This is a genomic window from Streptomyces sp. NPDC017993 (genome assembly GCF_044328065.1).
In the GTDB taxonomy this organism is placed as follows: Bacteria; Actinomycetota; Actinomycetes; order Streptomycetales; family Streptomycetaceae; genus Streptomyces.
Genome location: NZ_JBIRGO010000025.1, coordinates 18,182 through 37,815, shown reverse-complemented (window position 1 = coordinate 37,815; position 19,634 = coordinate 18,182). Strand labels below are relative to the sequence as shown.

Annotated in this window: 21 protein-coding genes; 13 read left to right on the top strand and 8 right to left on the bottom strand. The window is 71.3% G+C overall.

Annotation, left to right across the window (positions count from 1 at the left end):
- Positions 1 to 13 precede the first annotated feature (13 nt).
- Both ACH4FH_RS33330 and ACH4FH_RS33325 read left to right on the top strand, forming a co-directional pair.
- Positions 14 to 460, top strand: a complete 447-nt coding sequence (locus ACH4FH_RS33330; protein ID WP_398559681.1) for a Fur family transcriptional regulator — start codon at positions 14 to 16, stop codon at positions 458 to 460.
- A gap of 31 nt (positions 461 to 491) precedes the next feature.
- Positions 492 to 1,472, top strand: coding sequence for a YgfZ/GcvT domain-containing protein (locus ACH4FH_RS33325; RefSeq protein ID WP_398559680.1), 981 nt, complete (start codon positions 492 to 494; stop codon positions 1,470 to 1,472).
- 30 nt (positions 1,473 to 1,502) lie between these two features.
- Here the strand turns inward: ACH4FH_RS33325 and dtd are convergent, their stop codons facing one another.
- Complete coding sequence (dtd, locus tag ACH4FH_RS33320; protein WP_398559679.1) at positions 1,503 to 1,928, bottom strand: D-aminoacyl-tRNA deacylase; 426 nt, start codon at positions 1,926 to 1,928, stop codon at positions 1,503 to 1,505.
- 175 nt (positions 1,929 to 2,103) lie between these two features.
- Here dtd and ACH4FH_RS33315 point away from each other — a divergent pair, with 175 nt between their 5' ends.
- From ACH4FH_RS33315 to ACH4FH_RS33300, 4 genes are all read left to right on the top strand, one after another.
- A complete protein-coding gene (locus ACH4FH_RS33315; RefSeq protein WP_398559678.1) occupies positions 2,104 to 2,787 on the top strand; it encodes an ABC transporter substrate-binding protein in 684 nt (227 codons plus the stop codon).
- A 44-nt stretch (positions 2,788 to 2,831) separates the two neighbouring features.
- Complete coding sequence (locus tag ACH4FH_RS33310) at positions 2,832 to 3,851, top strand: asparaginase (RefSeq protein WP_398559677.1); 1,020 nt, start codon at positions 2,832 to 2,834, stop codon at positions 3,849 to 3,851.
- 324 nt (positions 3,852 to 4,175) lie between these two features.
- The gene (locus tag ACH4FH_RS33305) at positions 4,176 to 4,607 is read left to right on the top strand and encodes an ankyrin repeat domain-containing protein (RefSeq protein WP_398559676.1); all 432 of its coding nucleotides are present in this window, start codon (positions 4,176 to 4,178) and stop codon (positions 4,605 to 4,607) included.
- A 192-nt stretch (positions 4,608 to 4,799) separates the two neighbouring features.
- Positions 4,800 to 5,366, top strand: coding sequence for an NADPH-dependent FMN reductase (locus ACH4FH_RS33300; RefSeq protein ID WP_398559675.1), 567 nt, complete (start codon positions 4,800 to 4,802; stop codon positions 5,364 to 5,366).
- A gap of 2 nt (positions 5,367 to 5,368) precedes the next feature.
- Here the strand turns inward: ACH4FH_RS33300 and ACH4FH_RS33295 are convergent, their stop codons facing one another.
- The 3 genes from ACH4FH_RS33295 to ACH4FH_RS33285 form a co-directional block, all read right to left on the bottom strand.
- Complete coding sequence (locus tag ACH4FH_RS33295) at positions 5,369 to 6,184, bottom strand: class I SAM-dependent methyltransferase (protein WP_398559674.1); 816 nt, start codon at positions 6,182 to 6,184, stop codon at positions 5,369 to 5,371.
- A 27-nt stretch (positions 6,185 to 6,211) separates the two neighbouring features.
- Positions 6,212 to 6,628 carry a VOC family protein gene (locus tag ACH4FH_RS33290; RefSeq protein ID WP_398559673.1) on the bottom strand — a complete coding sequence of 139 codons (417 nt, stop codon included), beginning with the start codon at positions 6,626 to 6,628 and terminating at the stop codon, positions 6,212 to 6,214.
- Positions 6,629 to 6,886: 258 nt separating this feature from the next.
- On the bottom strand, positions 6,887 to 7,873 hold the full coding sequence (locus ACH4FH_RS33285) for an aldo/keto reductase (RefSeq protein WP_398559672.1): 987 nt from the start codon (positions 7,871 to 7,873) through the stop codon (positions 6,887 to 6,889).
- A gap of 305 nt (positions 7,874 to 8,178) precedes the next feature.
- Here ACH4FH_RS33285 and ACH4FH_RS33280 point away from each other — a divergent pair, with 305 nt between their 5' ends.
- Entirely contained in the window at positions 8,179 to 9,030 is an 852-nt protein-coding gene (locus tag ACH4FH_RS33280) for a putative protein N(5)-glutamine methyltransferase (protein ID WP_398559671.1), read from the top strand.
- A 90-nt stretch (positions 9,031 to 9,120) separates the two neighbouring features.
- Here the strand turns inward: ACH4FH_RS33280 and ACH4FH_RS33275 are convergent, their stop codons facing one another.
- Both ACH4FH_RS33275 and ACH4FH_RS33270 read right to left on the bottom strand, forming a co-directional pair.
- Positions 9,121 to 9,891, bottom strand: a complete 771-nt coding sequence (locus ACH4FH_RS33275) for an SDR family oxidoreductase (protein ID WP_398559670.1) — start codon at positions 9,889 to 9,891, stop codon at positions 9,121 to 9,123.
- Between the two features lie 168 nt (positions 9,892 to 10,059).
- Positions 10,060 to 10,968, bottom strand: a complete 909-nt coding sequence (locus ACH4FH_RS33270; protein ID WP_398559669.1) for an aminoglycoside phosphotransferase family protein — start codon at positions 10,966 to 10,968, stop codon at positions 10,060 to 10,062.
- Between the two features lie 312 nt (positions 10,969 to 11,280).
- On the opposite strand from ACH4FH_RS33270, the gene ACH4FH_RS33265 reads away from it, so the two are divergent.
- The 3 genes from ACH4FH_RS33265 to ACH4FH_RS33255 all read left to right on the top strand — a co-directional run bounded on the left by ACH4FH_RS33265 (position 11,281) and on the right by ACH4FH_RS33255 (position 12,873).
- A complete protein-coding gene (locus ACH4FH_RS33265; protein ID WP_398559668.1) occupies positions 11,281 to 11,724 on the top strand; it encodes a helix-turn-helix domain-containing protein in 444 nt (147 codons plus the stop codon).
- 33 nt (positions 11,725 to 11,757) lie between these two features.
- Positions 11,758 to 12,351, top strand: a complete 594-nt coding sequence (locus tag ACH4FH_RS33260) for a hypothetical protein (RefSeq protein WP_398559667.1) — start codon at positions 11,758 to 11,760, stop codon at positions 12,349 to 12,351.
- A gap of 177 nt (positions 12,352 to 12,528) precedes the next feature.
- Positions 12,529 to 12,873: a DUF2516 family protein gene (locus tag ACH4FH_RS33255; protein WP_393894877.1), complete on the top strand. Its 345-nt coding sequence runs from the start codon at positions 12,529 to 12,531 to the stop codon at positions 12,871 to 12,873.
- A 26-nt stretch (positions 12,874 to 12,899) separates the two neighbouring features.
- On the opposite strand, the gene ACH4FH_RS33250 is transcribed toward ACH4FH_RS33255, so the two are convergent.
- Both ACH4FH_RS33250 and ACH4FH_RS33245 read right to left on the bottom strand, forming a co-directional pair.
- On the bottom strand, positions 12,900 to 14,306 hold the full coding sequence (locus tag ACH4FH_RS33250) for a PP2C family protein-serine/threonine phosphatase (protein ID WP_398559666.1): 1,407 nt from the start codon (positions 14,304 to 14,306) through the stop codon (positions 12,900 to 12,902).
- Positions 14,307 to 14,597: 291 nt separating this feature from the next.
- Positions 14,598 to 15,665, bottom strand: coding sequence for an NlpC/P60 family protein (locus ACH4FH_RS33245; protein ID WP_398559744.1), 1,068 nt, complete (start codon positions 15,663 to 15,665; stop codon positions 14,598 to 14,600).
- Positions 15,666 to 16,132: 467 nt separating this feature from the next.
- Here ACH4FH_RS33245 and pstS point away from each other — a divergent pair, with 467 nt between their 5' ends.
- The 3 genes from pstS (at position 16,133) to pstA (ending at position 19,486) form a co-directional block, all read left to right on the top strand.
- Positions 16,133 to 17,254 carry a phosphate ABC transporter substrate-binding protein PstS gene (pstS, locus tag ACH4FH_RS33240; protein ID WP_398559665.1) on the top strand — a complete coding sequence of 374 codons (1,122 nt, stop codon included), beginning with the start codon at positions 16,133 to 16,135 and terminating at the stop codon, positions 17,252 to 17,254.
- Positions 17,255 to 17,399: 145 nt separating this feature from the next.
- Positions 17,400 to 18,401, top strand: coding sequence for a phosphate ABC transporter permease subunit PstC (gene pstC / locus ACH4FH_RS33235; protein ID WP_398559664.1), 1,002 nt, complete (start codon positions 17,400 to 17,402; stop codon positions 18,399 to 18,401).
- Between the two features lie 8 nt (positions 18,402 to 18,409).
- Positions 18,410 to 19,486 (top strand): phosphate ABC transporter permease PstA, encoded by a 1,077-nt coding sequence (gene pstA / locus ACH4FH_RS33230; RefSeq protein WP_398559743.1) that lies wholly within the window; start codon positions 18,410 to 18,412, stop codon positions 19,484 to 19,486.
- Positions 19,487 to 19,634 lie beyond the last annotated feature (148 nt).

The window sequence follows — 19,634 nt, the reverse complement described above, 5'->3', positions numbered from 1 at the left end:
TTACACTGGCTGTGTGGTGACCACCGACTGGCAGAGCGACCTCCGCAGGCGCGGATACCGCCTGACCCCGCAGCGTCAGCTGGTACTGGAGGCTGTGGACAGACTGGAACACGCCACCCCCGACGAGATCCTCACCGAGGTGCGCAAGACGGCGGGCGGCGTGAACATCTCCACGGTCTACCGGACCCTGGAGCTGCTGGAGGAACTGAGCCTGGTCAGCCACGCCCACCTCGGCCACGGCGCCCCGACCTACCACCTCGCCGACCGTCACCACCACATCCACCTGGTGTGCCGGGACTGCACGGAGGTCATCGAGGCGGATCTGTCGGTGGCCGAGCCGTTCACCGCCGAGCTGCGCGAGAGATTCGGGTTCGTGACGGACATGAAGCACTTCGCGATCTTCGGTCGCTGTGCGTCCTGCACCGCCAAGGCCGCCAAGGCCGCCAAGGGCGACGGGTAGCCCGCGCGCGGTCGAGTCGTAGGCTGGCTTCATGCTGCGACATTCGAAAGCCAGCCCCCTGCTGTCGCTGCCCGGTGCGGTCCCCGCAGAAGCCCCCGACGAAGGCGTCGCCGCGCACTACGGCGACCTCTTCCGGGAGCAGCGCGCCCTCGCCGACGGCTCCGGCTTCGTGGACCTCTCGCACCGTGGGGTGGTCACGGTCACCGGCGCCGAGCGGCTGCCCTGGCTGCACCTGCTGATCACCCAGCACGTCACCGATCTCGCGCCCGGCCATGCCACCGAGGCGCTGATCCTCTCCGCACACGGTCACATCGAGCACGCGCTCTATCTCGTCGACGACGGCGAGAGCACCTGGCTGCACACCGAACCCGGCACCCAGGAGGCGCTGATCGCCTACCTGGAGAGCATGAAGTTCTTCTACCGCGTCGAGGTCGCCGACCGCACCGACGAGATCGCGGTCGTCCACCTCCCGGCCGGCTCCATCACCGAGGTGCCGGAGAAGACCGTCGCACGCGAGACCGCGCACGGCCGGGACCTGTTCCTGCCCCGTGCCGACCTGGAGTCGTTCGCGGCGGCGCACGGCCCGGCGATCGGCATCCTGGCCCTGGAGGCCCTGCGCGTCGAGGCGCACCGCCCCCGGCTCGGTCTGGAGACCGACCACCGCACCATCCCGCACGAGCTGGGCTGGCTCGGCACCGCCGTGCACCTGCAGAAGGGCTGCTACCGCGGCCAGGAGACCGTCGCCCGGGTCCACAACCTGGGCAAGCCGCCCCGCCGGCTGGTCTTCCTGCACCTGGACGGCAGCGAGGTGCATCTGCCGCCGCACGGCGCACCGGTGCGGCTGGCCTCGGACGGCGAGGAGGGCAGGCAGCTGGGCTTCGTCACGACCTCGGCCCGCCATCACGAACTCGGCCCCATCGCCCTGGCACTGGTCAAGCGCAATGTCCCGCTGGACGCCCAGCTCACGGTGGCGGGTACGGCCGCCGCCCAGGAAGTCGTCGTCGAGCCCTAGTGAGCGGCCCGTTCGACGGTGCCTCGGGGCTCAGACCTCGACGAGCACCGTGAACGGGCCGTCGTTCGTCAGCGACACCTTCATGTCGGCGCCGAAGCGCCCGGTCTCCACCCGGGCGCCGAGCGCCCGCAGCTGCGCGACGACCTCGTCGACCAGCGGTTCGGCCACCGGCCCCGGGGCCGCGGCGTTCCAGGTGGGGCGGCGGCCCTTGCGGGCGTCACCGTAGAGAGTGAACTGGCTGATCACCAACAGCGGCGCCCCGGTGTCCGAACAGGACTTCTCGCCCTGCAGGATCCGCACCGACCAGAGCTTGCGGGCGAGCTGTGCCGCCTTCTGCGCGGTGTCCTCGTGGGTGACCCCCACCAGCACGCACAGCCCTTCACCGACGATTTCGCCGACCGTCTCGCCCGCCACGTCGACACGTGCGCCGTCGACCCTCTGCACCACAGCTCGCATACCGGCCATCATGCCCGGCCGTCTTCGGCGTCCGTACGGCTGTACCCCTACGAGGGCCGTTCGGGTGCCATCGCCCTGCACATGGACCGCCCAGAGTGGCACGATGCGTGCACGCGGTGCGTTTCACGGACAACATGCCCTGGATGCCGCACCGGACGAGGGGACGGAACGACTCATGAGCACTGCCGGCTCCGGGCAGACGCCCGGTCCCGCACCGACCACCCGTACGACAACGACCGCCGTACCCACACCGCCCGCCCTGACCACGACGGCAACGGCTCCTGACGAGCCCACCCGCAGCGAGGATGGCCCCATGCTCCCGGCAGGCCAGGCCCAGCACCCCCGCCCCCCGCAGCAACGTGACCACTGCCACCCCGTCACGACACCCGATCTGTCCCTCCTGGGACTGCCCGAGCTGCGGGTGGTACGGCGTGACGCGCAGCAGGACGAGGCCGATCTGAGCTATCTGCGGCGGCTGTTGCAGGGCCGGATCGACATCCTGCGGGCCGAGATCGCCCGGCGCACCGCGCAGCATTCGCCCTTGCTCGACCGCCTGCCGGAGATCCTCACGGACCTGCCGTCGCGGCACCGCTCCTCGGCCCGGCACGTGACCCTCGGGACGCCGCACAGCGAGGAGTACCGCGAGATGGCCGAGCAGATGCTCGGCGAGGTCGAGCTGTCCGACCTGACCGCGCGGACGGACGAGGAGCTGCACGACGCGATGGGCCGGCTGATCCGCCATGAGCGGCAGGTCTCGCGGCGCCGTCATGCGCTGCAGCGGATGGCCGACGATTGCAGTACCGAAATCACCCGCAGGTACCGTGATGGCGAAGCACAAGTAGACGACCTGCTGTCCTGACCCGGCCACCCCGGAGGACGCGGGTCACTCCCGGAAGGCCGACGATGACCTCGCCCACCCCGATATCCGAGCCGTCCCAGGAATCCTCTTCGTCCCCGGATTCCGCGGTGGCCGCGCAGTCCGCGGTGTCCCCCGTCCTCGCCGAGGTCGTCCGTTCCGGCTTCGTCGAGGGACGTCATCGCGGCTCGCTGGTGGTGCTGGCGGCCGACGGCAGCGTGGAGTGGGCGCTGGGTGATGCCGCGGCCCCGGTCTTCCCCCGTTCGGCGAACAAGCCGATGCAGGCCGCCGCGGTGCTGCGGGCGGGCCTTGAGCTGTCGGGCGAGCGGCTGGCGCTGGCCGCCGCGAGCCACTCCGGCGAGTCCTTCCACCTCGACCTCGTACGGACGATGCTGACCGAGCACGGCCTGACCGCCGACCAGCTGCAGACCCCGCCCGATCTGCCGCTCGACCCCGAGGAGTCGGAGCGGTATCTGGCGGCCGGCCAGGTCCGCGACCGGCTGACGATGAACTGCTCCGGCAAGCACACCGCCATGCTGGCCGCCTGCGCCCTCAACGGCTGGCCGCTGGAGTCCTACCTCGACCAGGATCACCCGCTCCAGCAGCTGGTGCTCGACGGCGTCCGCACGGCGAGCGGCGAGGACGTCGCGCACATCGGCACCGACGGCTGCGGCGCACCGCTGATGTCCCTGTCGCTGACCGGTCTGGCCCGCGCCTTCCGGCACTTCGTCGCCGCCGAGCCGGGCACCCCGGAGCGGCGGGTGGCGGACGCGATGCGCGCCCACCCCGAGTACGTCGCCGGCACCCGCCGTCCCGACACGTGGCTGATGCAGGCGCTGCCCGGCACGCTGTCGAAGATGGGCGCGGAGGCCGTCCAGGCGCTGGCGCTGCCCGACGGCCGGGCGCTCGCCTTCAAGATCGATGACGGCGCGACCCGGACGCTCGGGCCGGTGCTGGCGCGGGTCCTGCGCCGGATGGGGGTCGACGCCCCCGTGCTCTCCCGGATCGAGGACGCACCGCTGCTGGGCGGCGCCGCACGCGTCGGGGAGATCCGCGCGGCCTTCTGAGCACGCGTTCGGACCGTACGGGCGGGTGCCTGGCGCCCCCCGTACGTGAGCCCGCCCGAACTCCCCGTCGGATCGGATGTGTTGGCGTCTTCGCAGCCGGGCTCCACATCGACATCCCGGCCGATGGCACCCGGCCGGGGGCGCGGGGAGCGGGCCGGGTGCCGAGCGGGGGTGCACGGCCCGCGGGCCACACCCCCGCGGCCCGACCCGCCCGGGGTGGCCTCCGGCCCCACCGCACCGCCGCAGGCACTGCCCCAACGGCGGTGGCCTGCATAAAGTGGCGAGGACACAGTGCACCACTCACCACAGCAGGAGGCCGGCGACATGAGCGACGCGAGTACCGAGCCGCAGGGGCCCGAGACGGTCGAGCACGCGCACGACCCCGAGGTGCTGCACCTCGCGGCCAAGGTCTTCGACCTGGCGCGGCACGGCGACACCGACACCGTCGCCGCCTATGTGGACGCGGGAGTGCCCGCGAATCTGACGAATGACAAGGGCGACTCCCTGGTGATGCTGGCCGCCTACCACGGCCACGCGGCCACCGTGGAGGCACTGCTCCAGCGCGGCGCCGACGCCGACCGCCCCAACGACCGGGGCCAGACGCCGCTCGCCGGTGCGGTTTTCAAGGGCGAGGACGAGATCGTCAAGGCGCTGATCGCCCATGGCGCGGACCCGTCGGCGGGCACCCCCTCGGCGATCGAGACGGCCCGGATGTTCGAGAAGACGGAGCTGCTGACGCTGTTCGGCGCGCAGTGACCGCCCGGCGGGGCGGGCGGCGCCCGCGGGGCTCGGCCCTGCCCGGGCGGAGCGGGCCCGCGCGCGCCGCGGGCGGACGCGTGGGTGCGCACCGTGGCGCGCCGGCCCGTCGCACTTGACCTCAAGTTTTCTTGAGGTTCTAGCGTCGTGGTCTGACGGCAACACCGCCGCGCACACCACGGAGGGCCCCGCATGTCCGAGCACCGCTACCGCCTCGCAGTGATCATCGGCAGTACCCGGGAGGGCCGGTTCGCGCCCGTCATCGCGAACTGGTTCACCCGGCACACCGCAGCGCACCCGCACATCGACATCGACGTCATCGACCTGGACACCGTCCGCCCCTACGAGCTCCGGCCCGGCAGCGAGGACCACGCCTCCTTCGCCAAGCGCGTCGACACGGCGGACGCGTTCGTCGTGATCACCCCGGAGTACAACCACTCCTTCCCGGCCCCGCTCAAGCACGCCATCGACCTGCTGCACGCACCGTGGCAGGCCAAGCCGGTCGGCTTCGTCTCGTACGGCGGGGTCTCCGGCGGCCTGCGGGCCATCGAGCAACTGCGGCTGGTCTTCGCCGAGTTGCACGCCACGACCGTGCGCGAGACGGTCAGCTTCCCGCTCGCGGGCAACCTCTTCGACGACGCCGGCCGGCTGCACGACCCCGACCCCGCCGCCCGGGCCGCCGACGCCCTCCTCAACCAGCTGACCTGGTGGGCGGTGGCCCTGCGAGAAGCCCGCGCCGCACGGCCCTACGGCGCCTGACCTCAGGCCCGACGCACCGTCGCGACATGCACCCGCATCGCGCACGGGATCCGGCCGCCGGGCAGCTCCGAGGCCGCCGACTCCGTCTCGAAACGAGCCCGCAGCTCAGCGGCGACGGCGGCGTCGAGCGGCCCCAGGTCGTAGAGGCCCCCCACGGTCCGCCACACCTGCTCCGGCGGCCCGGTCAGATCGATCCGTACGGTCTCCCAGTCGGCCGGGCCGAAACCGGCCGGGCCGAAGACCTCGTCGAACCCCTCACGGGTCCGCAGCCGCCGGTCCCCCAGGCGGGGGATCCGCTGCTGCTGCGGCGCCGCCTCGATCAGCGGCACGGCCAGCCGCAGAAATCTGCCGTACGCCTCGCCGCCCGCGGCCCCGCCGCCCAGCACCACCGCCAGCGTGCCGCCGGGCTGCAGTACCCGCGCCAGCTCGGCCGCGACCCGCTCGGCGTCGCTCATCAGCATCAGCGCCATGTGCGAGACGCAGCCGTCGAACCGCCCGTCCCCGAACGGGAGGCGCTGCGCCCGGCCGACCCGGAGATCGGCCCGTGCGGCGTGCGGGCGGCGGCGTGCGAGCGCCAACTCCTCGGCGGACAGGTCCAGTCCGGCGAGGGTGCGGCCCTCGTCCGCACCCAGCAGCTCCAGCAGTAGGCCGTCACCGCACCCGAGGTCCAGAACCCGCCGGCAGCCCGCGACCCGGTCGCGCAGGATGGCGTAGCTGGACCGGCCGTCCTCGGCCCGCCCATGGGCCATCGCCCGCGCGGTCACCGCCGGATGCGCGGCGTGGAACGTCCGGAGAAACTCTTCCTGATCCGTCGTCATCCGCCGAGCCTATGAGGAGCCGAGCCCTCACGCCTGCGCCCCTGGCGGGCGCTCCTGCACCGCCCAACCGTTGCCGTCCGGGTCGTTGAAGAACACGAAGGAGTTCCACGGCTCGCCGGGGCCCTCGGCCATCGCCCCGTCCTCCAGATGCTGCACCGGACCGGCCGCCACGCCGTGCGCGACCAGCTGGGCGCGGGCCGCCTCGATGTCGGGCACCACCAGCTGCATCCCCTGCACCGTCCCCGGCTCCGCCTGCCGGACACCGGTGCCCGCGCCGATCACGATCGAGCAGCCCGAGCCGGGCGGCGTCAGCTGGACGATGCGGACGTCCCCGCCGACGCGGGTGTCGTGGTCCACCGCGAAGCCCACCTGCTCGCTGTAGAAACGCTTCGCCCGTTCCACGTCGGACACCGGGATCGGCACCAGTTCGAGCTTCCAGTCCATGGCGCGGCCGTCCTTCCGTACGGGCGGCGGACCGCGGACCGCGGCGGTCGCCGCGGGCCTGGATACGCCCAGGAAAAGACTAGGCCGCGGCGCCCCTCACGGCCCGTTACGGCTCCGCCGACCGAGGCGAAGCCCCGTCCCGCGCACACCGCCCGGCGCACACCGTCCCGCGCACACCGCCCGGCGCACACCGTCCCGCGCACACCGCCCGGCGCACACCGTCCCGCGCACGCCGCCCGGCGCACCGGCCGCGTCCGCTCACCGGTTCACGAACGTCATGTTCACCTCGTCGTAGCGCGTCCCCGCGACCTGGCCGGCCGGCGCCGCGGCGTCGATGGCGGCGAGCTCGGCCCCGGACAGCTCGATCGCGAGCGCGCCGAGGTTCTCCTCCAGGTACTTCTGCCGGCGGGTGCCCGGAATCGGCACCACGTCCGCCCCGCGGTGCTGCACCCAGGCGAGGGCGAGTTGGCCTGCGGTGACGCCCTTCGCGGCGGCCAGCTCGTCCAGCTTCGCCACGATGGTGAGGTTCTGCTCCAGGTTGCCGTCGGCGAACCGTGGCTGGCTACGGCGCACATCGGTCTCCGGCAGCCCCGACACGGAGGTGTACCGCCCCGTCAGGAAGCCGCGACCGAGCGGCGAGAAGGGCACCAGACCGATACCCAGCTCCCGGCACACCGGCGCCATCTCGTGCTCCAGGTCGCGGGTCCACAGCGACCACTCGCTCTGCAGCGCGGCGATCGGATGCACCGCGTGCGCCCGGCGAAGCGTCGCCGCGCCCGCCTCGGACAGCCCGAGGTGGCGCACCTTGCCCGCCGCGACCAGCTCGGCCATCGCGCCGACCGTCTCCTCGATCGGCACATCGGGGTCGACCCGGTGCTGGTAGTAGAGATCGATGTGGTCGACCCCCAGCCGGCGCAGCGACGCGTCACACGCCTGCCGGACGTAGGCGGCGTCCCCCCGGATCGCGGTCGGCTCACCGAGCCGGTTGGCGAAGCCGAACTTGGTCGCCAGCACCACCTCGTCCCGCCGGCCGGCGATGGCCCGCCCGATCAGCTCCTCGTTGTGCCCCGCCCCGTAGAAGTCGGAGGTGTCCAGCAGGCTGACGCCCAGGTCGAGCGCCCGGTTGAGGGTCGCGACGGACTGCTCGTCGTCCACCGGCCCGTACCCGTGACTCATGCCCATGCACCCGAGCCCCTGCGCGGAGACCGTCAGTTCACCGAGGTGACGCGTGGGGATGTCGGTCATGCTGCAACCTCCTGGTGCCGTACGGCGAAGTGGCTCCGGGGCCGTCCCCGGAGCGCCGTTCCCGACGGTAGGAGTTCGAGCGCGCTCCAAGTCAACCGCGCCCGGAACGGGCCCGCGTGTGCTGACGCGGGGTGGCGGCTCGGGTAATGTTGCCGTCTCACGCAGTGGACCGACCCAGGAGGTGAGACCGATTCCCCGCCAGATCAGGCAGGTGCTCCCGTCTCACCGTCGTACGGTCCGCCCGCAGCAGGTGACCGCCCGACAGACGTGACCGGGAAGCGCCATCGGCGCCCCGAAAGGCTCACATGTCGACGTACCCGTCACCCCTCCCCCCGACTCTCTCCCGCTCCACCGTCGTCACCACGCTCCGCTCCGCCGGCTGTGTCTTCGCCGAGGACGAGGCCGAGTTGCTCCTCTCCACCGCCCGCACACCGGCCGACCTCGCCGCCATGGTGCGGCGCAGGGCAGACGGACTGCCGCTCGAACACGTCCTGGGGTGGGCCGAGTTCCACGGCCGGCGGATGGCGGTGGACCCCGGGGTCTTCGTGCCCCGCCGCCGCACCGAGTTCCTCGTGGAGCGAGCCCTGGCCCTCGCCGGCCCCTCCGCCGACCGCACCTCCCGGCGGCCCACGGTCCTCGTCGACCTCTGCTGCGGCTCGGGCGCGGTCGGCGCCGCGCTGGCGGCCGCCCTCGACCCGGTCGAACTGCATGCCGCCGACATCGAACCCGCCGCGGTGCGCTGCGCCCGCCGCAACGTCGCCGCGCTCGGCGGCGAGGTGTACGAGGGCGACCTCTACGCTCCGCTGCCCGGCGGCCTCCGGGGCCGTATCGACATCCTGGTCGCCAACGTGCCCTACGTCCCCACCGAAGAGGTCGGACTGCTGCCGCCGGAGGCCCGCGAACACGAACCGCTGGTGGCACTCGACGGCGGCGCGGACGGGCTCGACGTGCTCCGCCGGGTGACCCGGGAGGCGACCGGGTGGCTGGCACCGGGCGGCCATCTGCTGGTCGAGACCAGCGAGCGCCAGGCGGAGCGCGCGGTCGAGGCGTTCGCCGACGCGGGGCTGCTCCCCCAGGTGGCCACCAGCGACGAGTGGTACGCCACGGTCATCGTCGGAACCCGCCCCGACCAGCGGCGGGCATCGCGCGACGGCTAGTCGGTGGACGTCCGGGGGCGACCCGCCGAGCACTCCCGGATCCCCTGCCCGGGAGGGCCGGCGGCGGCCCCGAGGCGACCGCCGTCCTCCTCAACTCACCCGCTCCGCAAGGAAGTCCTCCCACGTCCGCTCACCCACGACGGCCCCCTCAAGGGACAGATTCGCGCCGGCCCGATAGGCGCGGCCGGCCTTCCCCGGCAGGCGTACCGGCATCATCAACCGGCGCTTGCCACGCGCCGCCAGATATCCACGGCTCAACTCGGCCATCCCGTACACCGTCGGCCCGGCGAGGTCGGGCACCGGACCGGCCGGCTCACCGAGCGTCAGCTCCACCAGCCGCGCCGCCACCTCGCGGGCGTCGACCGGCTGGAACCGGAGCCCGCCCGGGACCGGGATCACCGGCAGTTTCGCCATCTTCTCCACCGCGGTCAGGGCGAGGTCATGGAACTGGGCGGCACGCAGCGTCGTCCACGGCAGGCCCGACCCGGCCACCGCCCGCTCCGCGCCCAGCTTGGCCGCGAACCAGCTCAACGGCACCTTGTCCGCGCCGATGACCGAGATGTACACCACGTGCCGTACCCCGGCACGCGAGGCGGCCTCCATGAGGTTGCGGGTGGCTTCCTCATCGCCCTTGGGGCCGCCCGCGAGGTGCAGGACGGTCCCGGCCCCGTCGACGGCGGCCGACAGTCCCTCGCCCTTCCGCAGGTCCCCGGTCACGTAGGCGATGCCGTCCCCGGAATCCCGGCGCTGTCTGCTGAGCACCCGTACGTCGCAGCCGGCGTCCCGCAGCAGCGGCACGACGAGGCGCCCGAGGGTTCCCGTACCCCCGGTGACCAGAAGGGGTGAGCTCGTCACAGTCATCTCCAGCACTCTCCGATGTGTCCGTCCGGGAGTTCGGCCTCCCGGAGCCGACCCATGGATTTCGTGGGCCTGCTGCCATGACTCGCGCCGAGGGAGGAATGTGACCGATCGAGGCACCCCTTTGTAGAGGGCTTCTCCCCGCGGATCGCCCTCCCACCCGGAGGGCCGTCAGCGCGCAGCGGCGTCAGCCAGGATCGCCTGAAGTCGTGCTCGGCACTCCGCGACGAAGGCGGGGAAGGTGTGCCGGTAATAGGAGATTCCGCTGACGCCCACCGCGATCGCCCAGGCGCGGGCGCGGGCCCAGGTCGCCTCGTCGAGGCTCAAGGTGTCCCAGTAGGCCCGCCGTGCTTGTGGCGGCAGGTCCCAGAGGGTGGCGTGCTCGGCGTCGGGAAAGCCGACCGAGAGTGCTCCGAAGTCAATGACCGCGTGGAGCTTGCCTCCCCGTACCAGGAGGTTGGTCGGCTTGAGGTCGCCGTGGAGCCATACGTGCGGTCCGGAGGGCTCGGGCAGGGCGAGCGCGGCCCGCCACAACTGTTCCAGAGTGTCCACGTCGAGCTCGGCACCCACGAAGGCTCGGCACTCGTCGAGACTTCTGCCGACCCACTGGTCGCACGGCCCCAGGCTGCCTCCGCGGTACCAGCTGAGGCCCTCCGCGCGAGTCGCACCCATGAGGTCGATGCGGTGGAGTTCCCCCACGACGGCCGCCAGGTCGGATCCGAAGGCGGCCCAGTCCCGGACGGTGTCCGGGCCGGCTTCGTCACCGTCGATCCAGCGCTGGACCGACCAGACCACGGGGAAGGCATCGGTGGGCGTCCCGGCGTGCACGGGCTCGGGAATCGGGCAGGCGAGGAGGGGCGCCAGGCGCGGAAGCCACTCCTGCTCCGTCCGTACGGACTGTCCGTTGCCGACGGTTCGTGGAAGTCGCACGAGCAGGTCATCGCCCAGCCGGTACATGGTGTTGTCCGTGCCCGCGCCTGCGGGCGACAACGGCAGGTCGGCCCACTCCGGGCGCTGCGCCTTCAGCAGTGACCTGACCAGCGTCTCGTCGACCTTGATCTCATCCTCGTGAAGCGTCACACCGGAAGTCTCCCGGCCGGAGGGAACGCAGCGCCAGTGACTTTCCCTCACTCCCGACGGCCTCGCGGTCCCGTGGCGGCGGGTTCCGACAGGCCGCCCGGCTTGGTACCGGGGACGGCCGGCTGTCGGGCACGGGTGACCGGGAGCCGGAGCCGGGCAGGCCGCCGGGACGGGGGTGAACGTGGCGGCACGACGGTTCTCCTGAACATGCGACACCTGTCGTGCTCAGCCTCACAGGCGGCCCGCCACCCCGGACGCCACTCTTGCTAGCGCTTGCTTGCAATAGTTAGCACGAGCGTGCACTATCGAGGCATGGCATCTCTCAACGTCGGCAATCTCGGCGAATTCCTGCGGGAGCAGCGGCGCACGGCGCAGCTGAGCCTGCGGCAACTCGCGGATGCCGCAGGGGTGTCCAACCCGTATCTCAGCCAGATCGAGCGCGGCTTGCGCAAGCCGAGCGCGGAGATCCTCCAGCAGCTTGCCAAGGCACTGCGGATCTCCGCCGAGACGCTGTACGTCCAGGCCGGGATCCTCGACGAGCGGCACGGGCCGGACGAGATCGGGGTGCAGACCTCGATACTCACCGATCCCTCGCTGAACGAGAGGCAGAAGCAGGTCCTGCTGCAGATCTACGAGTCCTTCCGCAAGGAGAACGGATTCGTCGGCGGCGGGGACAGCACTGCGAACGGGCATGAGGACGGGCGCGGTACGGACTCCCACGACGCAGAGGCCGACGGCGGCCCGCACGCCACCTGAGCGACCGATTTCGATTCCAGGAGGAACCACGTCATGGCCATCACCGATGACCTCCGCAAGACCCTGACCGACGCCACCCCGCTGTACGCCCTGGCCGGCACCGCCGACCTGGCCGCCGAGAAGCTCGGCGAGGTGCCCGCGCTGGTCGAGAAGGTCCGGATCGAGGCGCCCAAGCGCTTCGAGTCCGTGCGGGCCACCGACCCGAAGGAGATCCAGGACCGGGTGACCAAGCAGGCGAAGGACGCCCAGGGAAAGTTCAACGAGCTGCTGGGCTCGCTCGACGGTGACCTGAAGAAGCTCCGCGAGCAGGCGCAGGACCTGGCGATGCAGAGCGTCGGCCGGGCCGCCGAGTACGCCGTCAAGGCACGCGAGACGTACGACGAGCTGGCCGAGCGCGGCCGGGGCGCCGTGCAGACCTGGCGCGGCGAGACCGCCGACCAGGTCGAGGACCTCGCCGTGGCGATCGAGCCGGAGGCCAAGCAGCCGACGGTCAAGGAGTCGCTGACGGCCCAGCAGAAGGCCAAGCCCGCCAACGGCACCAAGACCGAGGCCAGGCCCGCCGCGGAGAAGAAGACCACCCCCGCCGCAAAGCCGGCCGCGAAGAAGACCACGCCGCCGGCGAAGTGATCTCCTTCACCGCGCACTGAGCGGTTGGGCGAGGGAGCGGGCGTGCCGCAGCGGCGCACCGCGCCCCCGCCGGGTCCACCGGCCGGGCCGGGCACGCATGGCGTGCCCGGCCCGTTCTCCGGGTACGGTGGGGCCGCATAGGGACCGACACATCCAGACGAACGGGCGGTGGGCAGCGTGCTGATTTACGGGTTCCAGAACGTTCTGAGCTGGGTGCAGCTCGCCCTGGGCGTGTACGCCGCCGTGATGCTGATCGACGCGGCCGTGCGCCGCGAGGACGCCTATCGCGCCGCGAGCAAGCAGTCCAAGGGCCTGTGGCTGATCTTCCTCGTCATCGCCACGGCGCTGCTGTTCCTGCTGCCGCTGATGTCGTTCCTGCCGATCATCGGCGTGATCGCCGTGATCGTCTACACCGTCGACGTCCGGCCGGCCCTCCGGCAGGTCACCGGCGGCGGCCGCGGCCCGCGCCGCGGCGGCTCCAGCTCGGACGGCCCGTACGGCCCGTACAACGGCGGCCGCTGAGCGCGACCCGCGCCGCCGGGCTCCGGCTAGTGCCGGTCCAGCAGCAGCACCGCGACATCGTCCGTCAGCTCCCCGCCGTTCAGGTCGCGCACTTCCCTGACCGACGCGTCGAGCAGTTCCTCACCCCGGAGGCCGGCCGCCATCTGACGGCTGACCAACGCGGTCATGCCCTCCTGGCCGAGGCGCTCCTTGCCCTCGCCGACGCGGCCTTCGATCAGGCCGTCGGTGTACATCATCAGGCTCCAGGAGCCACCCAGTTCGACCTGCCGGCGCGGCCAGCGGGCGCGCGGCAGCAGGCCGAGGGCCGGACCGCCGAACTCGTACGGCAGCAGCTGCGGCTCCCGCCCCGCGCGGGCCAGCAGCGGTGCGGGGTGGCCGGCCAGGCACACACCCGCGCGCCGGCCGTCGGCGGAGATGTCGACGGTGCACAGCGTCGCGAAGATCTCGTCGTCCGCGCGCTCGTGCTCCAGCACCTTCTGGAGGGTGGAGAGCAGTTCGTCGCCGCACAAACCGGCGAAGGTCAGGGCGCGCCAGGCGATCCGCAGCTCGACGCCGAGCGCGGCCTCGTCCGGGCCGTGGCCGCACACGTCGCCGATCATGGCGTGAACGGTGCCGTCCTGGGTGCGGACGGTGTCGTAGAAGTCGCCGCCGAGCAGGGCACGGCTGCGGCCGGGCCGGTAGCAGGCCGCGAACCGCAGATCGGAGCCGTCGAGCAGCGGTGTGGGCAGCAGACCGCGCTCCAGGCGGGCGTTCTCCTGCGCCAGCATCCGCGATTCGGTCAGCTGGCGCTGTGCGAGGTCGGCGCGTTTGCGTTCGACGGCGTAGCGCACCGCGCGGCTGAGCACCGCGCCGTCCAGCTCGTCGCGGAAGAGGTAGTCCTGGGCGCCGACGCGGACGGCCTCGGCGGCCCGCTCGGCGTCCGTCTCGAATGTCAGCACCAGCACCGCCTGCGCGGGCGCCATCCGCAGCACCTCACGCAGCGCGCCCAGCTCGTCACCGGGGCAGTCGGCGTCGCCCGCGTCCCGCTCGCCGCGCTCCGGCGGGGCCAGGTCGAGCAGGATGCAGTGCACGTCGTCGGTGAGCAGCCGCTCGGCCTCGGTGAGGTTGCGGGCGGTGCGCAGACGGACCTTTCGGCCCGCCCAGTCCCACATGTCGGGGACGGGACTGTTGGGGTCCTCGCCGATCAGGAGCAGTGTCAGGCCCTGGTCGAGCGATCCCTGGTCGGCCGGAAGCAGCTGGTCCGGTGCCGTCGACGTCAGGCTCGGCGGCTCCTGGCCCTGGCCTGCCTGCCCCAGGGCGCTCGTGCCCCGAGCCGTGTCGTCCGCCACAGCCGGGGCGCCGGCCGCGCGCGGCGAATCCGCGCAGGCCGCGTCCACCGGTCCTGCCTGGTGCGGCAGCACGGCCGTCCGCTGGTGCGGTACGGGTACGGGCATTCCTCTGCTTCCTTTCCCTCCCCCCGAGGGTGCGGCGGCCGACCGGCGCGCCACCGTGCCCGGTTCCACGCCGCTCGTCGGTCACATGAGCGAGGCGCTGCCGGGCACTGAGAGGCGACCATAGCGTCAGTACCGAGCAGTACGGAATGGCCGATGGCAATCGGCCATCGTCATATGCCGCGCCCCATCAGCTATTTGACCCGCGTAGGCAGGAAAGCGGAATGACGAACATCACCCCGCATGACCCATATTCGGCCGCCGGCGACAACCGTCGGAAACCGAACGAACCGGTCATTTATCGGGGCGCACCACACCCAGGATCGGCATCGAACCGGCTCCGGTGACCGTGATCTGCCGGCCGGGCCGCGGGGCGTGCACGATCGCGCCGTCGCCGATGTACATCCCGACATGGCTGGCATCGGTGAAATAGATGATCAGGTCGCCGGGCCGCATGTCCTTGACGTGCACCCGGTCCAATTGCCGCCACTGCTCCTGTGACGTCCGCGGAATCGTCCGGCCGGCCGCCTGCCACGCCCGCAGGGTCAATCCGGAACAGTCGAAGGTGTCCGGGCCCTCGGCGCCCCACACATAGTCCTTGCCGATTTGATCAGTGGCGTACGCGATGGCCTTCTTACCGGTGGCGGACGCCCGGCTGTCGATGTCCTTCCACACGCCGGAGTCGAGCCATTTCTGCTGTTCCCGGAACGCCCGCTCGTCCTCCAGCTCCTTCAGCCGGTCGATTTCCTCGGTGGCCAGCCGGGATTCCACTTTCTTCGCCGCTTCGATCTTCTTCTTGATCTCCCGCTGCGCGCTTTCCTTCTTCTTTCGGTTCGCCTCCAGCCGCTCCCAGCGATCCGTCGCGACCTTGGAGTAGCCCTCCAAATCACCCTTCAGGCGTGCGAGTTGACCGATCACACCCTTGGTCGCCTGCTGCCCTTTGCGGACCAGAGTGGCGTTGTCGAGAAAGCGCTCGGGATGGGTGTTGAGCATCAGCCTGGCCTCGGAGGGAATTCCGCCACCGCGGTACTGGGCACTGGCCAGCGCACCCGCATGCCGCTTGAGGGCGGTGAGCTTGTGCTGCGTCGTGTCGATACTCCGCGCCAGTTTCACGATCTCTTTCTGCTGCAGCTCGACCTGCTCCTTGGCGCCGTTATAGGCGTCGGTCGCCTGCTCCGCCTTGCGGTAGAGATCCTCGATCTTCTTGCGGACGCCCTCCAGGCGCTTGAGCCCGGGATCGTCGAGCGAGGCGCTCTTGCCGCCACCGGCACCCCGGTCGTCCGCTCGACTGTCCGAATCCTTGCCCTGCCCCGGGCCGGGATCCGCGTACGCGGCCGTCGCCGTGCCGCCGAGCAGACCCATCGCGCACAGGACGACGGCGGTGCACGTCACTATCCGGCCACCCCGCCCACCACGGAAGCCCCAGGCTTCCCTCCGGCCCCAGACGCCCTGAACGACCTGTTCGTCCTGCTGTGCCCCCTGGCTCCGCACCAGCCACCTCCGGTCGATCCGCACCGATTCGCGTCTTCGCCTCAGGCGCGGATGCTGCCATACCGGCCGGTAATTCAACAGAGCGACGGGCGGTTTCTCCCCAGCCTTACGACACACCGCGCCCTCACACCCACCTGATGGCCGAGGTTCACCCTGCGTTCACTCCCCTCCATCGGCGGCTTCACCTGATCTGCCTAATTTCAGCCTTACCGAGTGCGCCTCACGCCTCCAGGCCAGGCGCGGCCCGGCCGGCTGACACCCGCATCCCCGCGGCAGCCCCACCCGCTCTCCACTCGCACGCCGACGACGCGGCGCGCCCCAGGAAGGAACTTTCGACAGTGAAGCTTCAGCGCAAGAACCGGGTTCGCGCCCTCGCCGTTGGCGCTCTCGCCGTCTCCGGTGCCCTGGCCCTGACGGCGTGCGGCTCCGACGACACCAGCGCCTCCCCCGGCGGTACGGCCGCCAAGCCCGGCAGCATCAAGTGCGACGGCAAGGGGAAGCTGCTCGCCTCCGGCTCCTCCGCGCAGAAGAACGCCATGGACGTCTGGGTGCAGAACTACTCGGGCGCCTGCAAGGACACCGAGATCAACTACCAGCCCACGGGCTCCGGTGCCGGTATCACCACCTTCCTGCAGGGCCAGACCGCGTTCGCCGGCTCCGACTCGGCGCTCAAGCCCGAAGAGGTCGCGAAGTCGAAGAAGATCTGCAAGGGCGGGCAGGCCATCAACCTCCCGATGGTCGGCGGCCCGATCGCGGTCGGCTACAACGTGCCCGGCGTGGACAACCTCGTGCTGGACGCCGCGACCCTCGGCAAGATCTTCGACTCGGAGATCACCAACTGGAACGACCCCGCGATCAAGAAGCTGAACCCGGGCGCCAAGCTGCCCGACCTCAAGATCCAGGCGTTCCACCGCTCCGACGACTCGGGCACCACCGACAACTTCACCAAGTACCTCAAGGGCGCCGCCCCGGGCTCCTGGAAGCACGAGCCGGCGAAGACCTGGGAGGGCAAGGGCGGCCAGGCGGCCTCCGGCTCGGCCGGCGTCTCCTCGCAGGTCAAGCAGACCAGTGGCGCCATCTCGTACTTCGAGCTGTCGTACGCCACGGCCTCCAAGATCCCCACCGCCAAGCTGAACACCGGCGCCAAGGCCCCGGTCGAGGCCACCGTCGACAACGCCTCCAAGGCGATCGCCGAGGCCGAGCAGGTAGGCAAGGGCGACGACCTCGCGCTGGAGCTCAACTACACCTCCAAGGCCGAGAGCGCCTACCCGATCACCCTCGTGACGTACGAGGTCGCCTGCGACAAGGGCAACAAGGCCGAGACGCTGCCGGCCACCAAGTCCTTCCTGACGTACGTCTCCAGCAAGGAGGGCCAGACCGCCCTCAAGGAGCTGGGCTACGCCCCGCTGCCCACCGAGATCGCCGACAAGGTCCGCAAGACCGTCAAGACGCTCTCCTGACCCACCGGGCGGCGGCCCCACACCGCCGTACGGCCACCCGGCCGCCATACGGCCGCCGAGGCCACGACGAGGCCCCAGGGGCCGCCGCCCGTCCGGTGCACCGCCGCGCCAGGAGCCCCCACCGGCTCCGCAGACCGGAGAAACCATGACTTCCACACAGTCGATAACCGATACACCCCCGCCGCCCCCACCCGCTGACGAGCTCTCCGCCGTCTCCGGCAAGGCGGTACGCCCCGGAGACCGGATCTTCCTCGGGTTCTCCCGCGGCTCGGGCATCACCCTGCTGGTGATCATGGCCGCAATCGCGGCCTTCCTCACCTACCGGTCCGTGCTCGCCATCTCCGGCGACAAGGCCAACTTCTTCACCACCCTGGAGTGGAACGCCACCGGGGCGGAGCCGAAGTTCGGCATCGCCGTCCTCGCCTTCGGCACCGTCGTCAGCTCGGTGATCGCGATGGTCATCGCGGTCCCGGTCGCGGTCGGCATCGCCCTGTTCATCTCGCACTACGCGCCGCGCAAGCTGGCCTCGCCGCTCGGCTACGTGATCGACCTGCTCGCCGCGGTGCCCAGCATCATCTACGGCCTGTGGGGCGCGCTCTTCCTCGTCCCTCACCTGACCGGCCTGTACAGCTGGCTGGACGACTACCTCGGCTGGACCGGCATCTTCGCGTACGGCGACGGGGCCGCCCGTTCGCTGTTCACCGTCGGCATCCTCCTCGCGATCATGATCCTGCCGATCGTGACCAGCGTCAGCCGCGAGGTCTTCCTCCAGGTCCCGAAGATGCACGAGGAGGCCGCGCTCGCGCTCGGCGCCACCCGCTGGGAAGTCGTCCGCATGTCGGTGCTGCCCTTCGGACGCTCCGGCATCATCAGCGCCTCCATGCTGGGCCTGGGCCGCGCGCTCGGCGAGACGATGGCCGTCGCCACGGTCCTCTCCCCCAGCTTCCTCATCGGCACCAGCCTGCTGGACCCGGGCGGCGGCACGTTCGCCCAGAACATCGCCAGCAAGTTCAGCGAGGCCGATGAGTTCGGCCAGGACGCCCTTATCGCCTCCGGCCTCGTCCTCTTCGTGATCACGCTGCTCGTCAACGGCGCGGCCCGCCTGATCATCGCCCGCCGCAAGGAGTACTCGGGAGCCAGCGCATGAGCGACGTCATGACGGAACGCCGACCGCTTACGGACTCCGGCGACAGTCCGCTCCCGGTCTCCCTCAAGCAGGCCCGGCTCCCCCGCTGGACCCCGCCGGCCCTCGCGCTCGTCGCGGCGGGCGTCGGCATCGGCATCGGGCTGCTCGCCGACCTCGCCAGCAGGATCCAGTGGGGTCTGATAGCCGCCGTCCTGTTCATCGTCGGCACCTACGTGCTCGCCGCGGTCGTCGAGGGCGGCCGGCAGGCCAAGGACCGGCTGGCCACCAGCCTGGTCTGGATCGCCTTCCTGCTCGCCGTCGTACCGCTCGCCTCGCTGCTGTGGGAGACGGTCGCCCGCGGCACCAAGGTGCTCGACGGCTACTTCCTGAGCCACTCGATGGGCACCCTCCCGGACGCGCTGCCCGGCGGCGGTATCTACCACGCGATCATCGGCACCCTGGAGCAGGTGGGCCTGGCGACTCTGATCGCCGCCCCGATCGGTCTGCTCACCGCGATCTACCTCGTCGAGTACGGCCGCGGCAAGCTCGCCAAGGCCGTCACCTTCTTCGTGGACGTGATGACGGGCATCCCCTCCATCGTGGCGGGTCTGTTCATCCTGTCCGTGTGGATCCTGATCCTCGGCTTCGGCCCGTCCGGCTTCGCCGGCGCCATGGCGCTGGCGATCCTGATGATGCCGGTCGTCGTCCGCTCCACCGAGGAGATGCTCAAGCTCGTCCCGAACGAGCTGCGCGAGGCGTCGCTGGCTCTCGGTGTCCCGAAGTGGCGCACCATCCTCAAGGTCGTGCTGCCCACCTCGATCGGCGGCATCACCACCGGCGTGATGCTCTCCATCGCCCGTATCACCGGTGAGACCGCCCCGGTACTGCTCCTGGTGTGGGGCGCGAAGACGATCAACAACAACCCCTTCGAAGGCGCCCAGCAGTCGCTTCCGCTGTATGTCTTCCAGCAGTGGCAGCAGGGCTCCGAGGCCTCGTACGACCGCGCGTGGGCCGCGGCCTTCGTCCTCATCGCCTTCGTCATGGTCCTCAACCTGCTGGCGCGTGGCATCGCCCGCTGGAAGGCCCCGCGCGGAGGACGGAGTTGAGCTGCAGCGGAGGTCGGTGGTCGCGCCTGAGGTACGAAGGCGCGGCACCCGGCCGGAGCGGAAGCGAGACGACGTCCGACCATCCAGAACGGCCCGGCCGTTAAGGCACCCGATGATGCGGCTCCGCCTGATCGGGGCCAACGGAAAG

What these genes read in the sequence shown, in the direction of transcription:
- dtd (WP_398559679.1), bottom strand. Translation starts at nt 1,928, where the DNA reads ATGCGAGCTGTGGTGCAGAGGGTCGACGGCGCACGTGTCGACGTGGCG.
- ACH4FH_RS33315 (WP_398559678.1), top strand. Translation starts at nt 2,104, where the DNA reads ATGAGCACTGCCGGCTCCGGGCAGACGCCCGGTCCCGCACCGACCACC.
- ACH4FH_RS33280 (WP_398559671.1), top strand. Translation starts at nt 8,179, where the DNA reads ATGTCGACGTACCCGTCACCCCTCCCCCCGACTCTCTCCCGCTCCACC.
- ACH4FH_RS33285 (WP_398559672.1), bottom strand. Translation starts at nt 7,873, where the DNA reads ATGACCGACATCCCCACGCGTCACCTCGGTGAACTGACGGTCTCCGCG.
- pstC (WP_398559664.1), top strand. Translation starts at nt 17,400, where the DNA reads ATGACTTCCACACAGTCGATAACCGATACACCCCCGCCGCCCCCACCC.
- ACH4FH_RS33245 (WP_398559744.1), bottom strand. Translation starts at nt 15,665, where the DNA reads ATGGGTCTGCTCGGCGGCACGGCGACGGCCGCGTACGCGGATCCCGGC.
- ACH4FH_RS33265 (WP_398559668.1), top strand. Translation starts at nt 11,281, where the DNA reads ATGGCATCTCTCAACGTCGGCAATCTCGGCGAATTCCTGCGGGAGCAG.
- ACH4FH_RS33325 (WP_398559680.1), top strand. Translation starts at nt 492, where the DNA reads ATGCTGCGACATTCGAAAGCCAGCCCCCTGCTGTCGCTGCCCGGTGCG.
- ACH4FH_RS33290 (WP_398559673.1), bottom strand. Translation starts at nt 6,628, where the DNA reads ATGGACTGGAAGCTCGAACTGGTGCCGATCCCGGTGTCCGACGTGGAA.
- ACH4FH_RS33275 (WP_398559670.1), bottom strand. Translation starts at nt 9,891, where the DNA reads ATGACTGTGACGAGCTCACCCCTTCTGGTCACCGGGGGTACGGGAACC.
- pstA (WP_398559743.1), top strand. Translation starts at nt 18,410, where the DNA reads ATGACGGAACGCCGACCGCTTACGGACTCCGGCGACAGTCCGCTCCCG.
- ACH4FH_RS33250 (WP_398559666.1), bottom strand. Translation starts at nt 14,306, where the DNA reads ATGCCCGTACCCGTACCGCACCAGCGGACGGCCGTGCTGCCGCACCAG.
- ACH4FH_RS33300 (WP_398559675.1), top strand. Translation starts at nt 4,800, where the DNA reads ATGTCCGAGCACCGCTACCGCCTCGCAGTGATCATCGGCAGTACCCGG.
- ACH4FH_RS33295 (WP_398559674.1), bottom strand. Translation starts at nt 6,184, where the DNA reads ATGACGACGGATCAGGAAGAGTTTCTCCGGACGTTCCACGCCGCGCAT.
- ACH4FH_RS33260 (WP_398559667.1), top strand. Translation starts at nt 11,758, where the DNA reads ATGGCCATCACCGATGACCTCCGCAAGACCCTGACCGACGCCACCCCG.
- ACH4FH_RS33310 (WP_398559677.1), top strand. Translation starts at nt 2,832, where the DNA reads ATGACCTCGCCCACCCCGATATCCGAGCCGTCCCAGGAATCCTCTTCG.
- ACH4FH_RS33305 (WP_398559676.1), top strand. Translation starts at nt 4,176, where the DNA reads ATGAGCGACGCGAGTACCGAGCCGCAGGGGCCCGAGACGGTCGAGCAC.